This window comes from Caminibacter sp. (assembly GCF_053999135.1).
Window position 1 is genome coordinate 1 of the sequence record NZ_JBMXVQ010000062.1, and the last position, 4,255, is coordinate 4,255.

Genomic DNA, 4,255 nt, shown 5'->3' on the forward strand with positions numbered 1-4,255 from the left:
TATAAATGGCTAAAACTTTTTTATGATTATAATTTATCGTTAAGGAAACTGAGATGAACAAAGAAAAAAAAGGACTTCTAGAAATGATAGGGGCTACTTTTATCTGGGGAAGTACGCCTCTTATGTCTGTTTATTCATCTTTTCCAAGCGGAGTGTTTGTGTTTTTCAGGGTCCTTTTTGCGTTTCCTTTTATACTTTATTTTGCCCTGAGGCGCAGCGGAATAAGGGAGTTTTTGAAACTTCGCCCCTTTTGGCCGCTTTTAATCAGCGGGATGGCGCTTGGGGTTAACTGGGTGTTTTTTTTCTTCTCTTTTAATTATACTGACGTGGCGACGGCTGTCAGTATTTATTATGCGGGACCGATAATATCTTTATTGCTTGCGGTGCTGTTTTTAAAAGAGGAGATTAATATCTTTATTGTAATTGCGGTGATTTTAGCATTTATCGGCGTGATTGTCAGTAACGGGGGGATGAGTCTGAGCAAGGGTGCCTTTATTGCATTACTTGCGGCGGTTAGTTACGGGCTTTTGGGCTTTTTTTCAAAAATAGCCACAATGCACCACAGACCCGCTGCGGTTACTGCATGGCAGATTTTGATTTCGATATTTATAACGGCTCCTTTTTTGTTTTTAAGTAAGTGGCATTTGAGCGTTCAGGGACTGATAATCGCCTTAATTACGGGGGTTATGCATACGGCTTTGGCGCTTTTTCTGTGGTATGACGCACTTAATTATATTAAGGTTTCCGTTGCTTCCGTGTTGCAGTATTTAGATATAGTGTTTGCGATAATTTTGGCGTTTTTGTTTTTGGGGCAGGTTCCTGTGGTAAATCAGATACTCGGAGCTGTTTTAATTTCCATTGGGGGAATAATAGGTATGAAAAAAGCCTAAAATACTGGAACCGCGCTCTCTTTTTTAGGAGGTGGGGATACTTTTGTAAAGAGTTCCTTTTTGCCGTTTATAATAAACTCTTTTACCCCTTTTGGTTTTTTAAATTTTCTTTGCATTTCCGGATGTGTTTCTAAAAGTTTTGAATAAAAATATTTAAATACCGGTGCCGATACCCTTCCTCCGCTCATACTTTTTCCAAGAGTGGACGAGTCGTCGTTTCCAAACCATATAATTGTTTGTGTGTCGGGGGTAAAACCGCAAAACCATGCGTCTATATATTTGTTGGTAGTACCTGTTTTACCGGCTATTTCTATTCCTTCCACTTTTGCGTTTTTACCCGTGCCCCTTTTAACTACGTCTTTTAATATGTCAATCATCAGATAAGCCTGATAATCGGGTTGTATGTATTCGTGTTTGTTTTCGATATTTATTGTAATGTGTTCTTTAGGCACCGTTATTTTTCTAACTATTTTAACATGGGATTTAATCCCATAATTGCTGAATATCGTATAAAGTTCGCTTATGTTCCAGATACTCTCTCCTATGCTTCCAAGTGCGATTGAAAGGTTTTGTGGTATTTTTTCAAATCCGAAATTATAAAGTTCTGTAATTATTTTATCGAGTCCAATGGATAGTACGAGATTTATCGTAGCCAGGTTTCGTGAATGTACAAGTGCTTCTCTTAAAGTTATCAGCCCTAAAGTGTTTCTTTCGTAGTTTTTAGGTTTCCAAAAGTTTTGTTCTTGAGGAGTGTTTCCCGGGATTTTAAACGTTCTGCTGAGGTCTGGGATAAGGGTTGCCGGATTATAACCTATATTAAGGGCTATTTGGTAGATAAACGGTTTGACGGCGCTTCCTATACTTCTTTTTGATTGTATGGCTCTGTTAAATTTGCTTTTTTTATAATCCACTCCTCCTACAAGGGCGAGAATGTCTCCTGTTTGTTGATTAATGGTAATTAAAGCTCCGTTTAGTTTTTCCGGGTCTAGTTTTGAATTCATTTCAAGAAGTCTTTTATAATTCCATTTTATGGCCTTTTGGGCTATTTGTTGGGTAGGCAGGTCTATTGTCAGATATATGTAATAGCCTCTGTAAAAAAGGTCGGGAAACTCTTTTTTTAGTTTTTTTATGGCGGCATCTACGGCATAAGGGGCTTTTGGTTTTATCATGTATTTATAAACTTTGGGATTTTCTATTAGTGCTTGTTTAAATTCATTTTCGCTTATCCACCCTAAAGAGTACATTCTTTTTAAAATGGAATTGGCTCTTTTTATATTCAGGTTGTAATTTTTTGTAGGGTCGTAAAGAGAAGGGCCTTTTGGAAGGGCTATGAGCATTGCGGTTTCTTTTAGGCTAAGTTCGTTTAAATCCTTATGGAAATATCCTAAAGAGGCCGTTCTTATGCCGTAATATCCGTGTCCTAAATAAACCTGGTTTAAATATCTTTCCAAGATTTCCTCTTTTGATAGGAAATGTTCCACTTTCATAGCTATTATAATTTCTTTAAGTTTACGCTCTATGGTTTTTTTTCTGTTTAGATAAATGTTTCTTATCAGCTGCTGTGTAATAGTTGATGCACCTTCCACTTTTTTACCTGCTTTTATATCTTTTATCAAGGCTCTTAGTATAGCGTTGAAATTAATTCCCGAATGTTCAAAAAAGGAAGTGTCTTCGGTTGCTATAAGGGTTTCTATTATTCTTGGGGGAATGTCTTTGTATTTAACATATATTCTGTTTTCTTTTGAATATTTTACGTCAAGAAGATTGTCGTTTTTGTCGAAAAAAAGAGTAGAAAGGGGAGGATTGTAATAAATTATTTTTTCTGTTGCAAATCTTGTGGAGTTATACAGATATATAAAATAAACAAATCCGGCTGTAAGTACTAACAAAATAAAAGTAAGGAAAATTGAGAAAATTTTTTTAATCATTTAAAAACTTTACCGTGTTTTTAATAATCTCAATATCTATATTTGTTCTTAAAATAACCCTGAAAATAGGGGTTTTTACGGTAGGAGGTCTTATCGCTCCTACCAGAATGTTTCTTTTTTGAAGTTCTTCTTTTTTTTTCATAAGGATTTTATTTGAGCTTTCAGGTATCGTTTTTATTAAAGAAGGGGTGTTAAAAGCGGATTTTCTTCTGTTTATTTTCTTTTTAAAGATATTTAAGTTTTTTTCTATTTTTTCAAGGGCGTAAAAGGCGCTTAGGGTGTCTAGGGGACTGAGAGCGGTGGTATAAATGACGCTTTTTGCCCTGTTTATTAAAAAATTTATAATTTCACTGTTTGCCAGAATATAAGCTCCATAGCTTCCTAAGGCCTTTCCGAGTGTCCCCATTTTTATCGTTTTTTTTGGGTCTAATTCGTATTCATCGGTAATGCCCATTAATCTCTCTCCGCACACCCCTACGCTGTGAGCTTCGTCTATTATTAAATGACCTATTTCCTGAGCGTAAGAAGTTATCTCTTTTTTTACTTTATCTCCAAGCATTGAAAAAATGCCTTCCGTTACTACAAAAACCCTGTTGAAGTTTTTATAGTCTTTGCTTTTTTGTTTTAAGTCGCTAATATCGTTATGGTTAAAAAATCTCACTTCCGCCTGTGTAAGTTTACTTCCCACTATGCCGCTGGCGTGATACTCTTTGTCTACTAAAAACAAATCCCCTTTTCTTCCAAGTTCAAACAAAGCCATATTTGCAAGAAACCCGCTGCCTAGAACCAGGGCGTCTTCGAAGTTATTTAGTCTTTTTAGTTTATTTTCTAAAAGTTGGTGAGCTTTATTGTATCCGTTAACCAAAAGCGAGGCTTTTGAGCCATGAAGACGCAGTTTTTTGGCATGGAAATATGTTTTATCAAGAATTTCCTCATCTTCGGCTAAACCTAAATAGTCGTTGCTTGCAAGGTCGATTATTTTTTCGTAGATATTTTTTTCTCTTAAACGTTCTTTTTTGGCAAGTATTTCCAGCTCTTTTTTATACAATATTTACCTTTTTGGGATATTTAGTTAAAATTTTATCAAAAAAGGCCTTTTATGGATATAAGAAAAAAATTTTTGGATTTTTTTGAAAAAAAAGGACATAAGGTATATCCTTCGGCTCCTTTGGTACCCGATGACCCGACGCTGTTATTCACTAATGCCGGGATGGTGCCTTTTAAGCCGATTTTTACCGGTGAAAAACCGGCTCCCACACCTCCAAGAGCCACATCAAGCCAGCTTTGTATGAGAGCGGGAGGTAAACATAACGACCTTGAAAACGTAGGATATACAAACCGACACCATACTCTGTTTGAAATGCTTGGAAACTTTAGTTTCGGGGATTATTTTAAAGAAGAGGCTATTGCATATGCTTGGGAATTTGTAACGGAAGT

General features: G+C 36.1%; 4 protein-coding genes. 2 read left to right on the forward strand and 2 right to left on the reverse strand.

Annotation, left to right across the window (positions count from 1 at the left end; all coding sequences use genetic code 11):
* Window positions 1-53 precede the first annotated feature (53 nt).
* Window positions 54-890: a DMT family transporter gene (locus ACXJH6_RS04755; RefSeq protein WP_456470618.1), complete on the forward strand. Its 837-nt coding sequence runs from the start codon at window positions 54-56 to the stop codon at window positions 888-890.
* On the opposite strand, the gene ACXJH6_RS04760 is transcribed toward ACXJH6_RS04755, so the two are convergent.
* Complete coding sequence (locus ACXJH6_RS04760; RefSeq protein WP_456470619.1) at window positions 887-2,818, reverse strand: transglycosylase domain-containing protein; 1,932 nt, start codon at window positions 2,816-2,818, stop codon at window positions 887-889. The two genes, ACXJH6_RS04755 and ACXJH6_RS04760, sit on opposite strands and share 4 nt — an antisense overlap.
* Window positions 2,811-3,866: an aminotransferase class I/II-fold pyridoxal phosphate-dependent enzyme gene (locus tag ACXJH6_RS04765; protein ID WP_456470620.1), complete on the reverse strand. Its 1,056-nt coding sequence runs from the start codon at window positions 3,864-3,866 to the stop codon at window positions 2,811-2,813. Before ACXJH6_RS04765 ends, ACXJH6_RS04760 begins: the two co-directional genes overlap by 8 nt.
* Window positions 3,867-3,917: 51 nt before the next feature.
* Here ACXJH6_RS04765 and ACXJH6_RS04770 point away from each other — a divergent pair.
* On the forward strand, window positions 3,918-4,255 hold a 338-nt coding region (locus ACXJH6_RS04770; RefSeq protein ID WP_456470621.1), incomplete at its 3' end, for an alanine--tRNA ligase-related protein.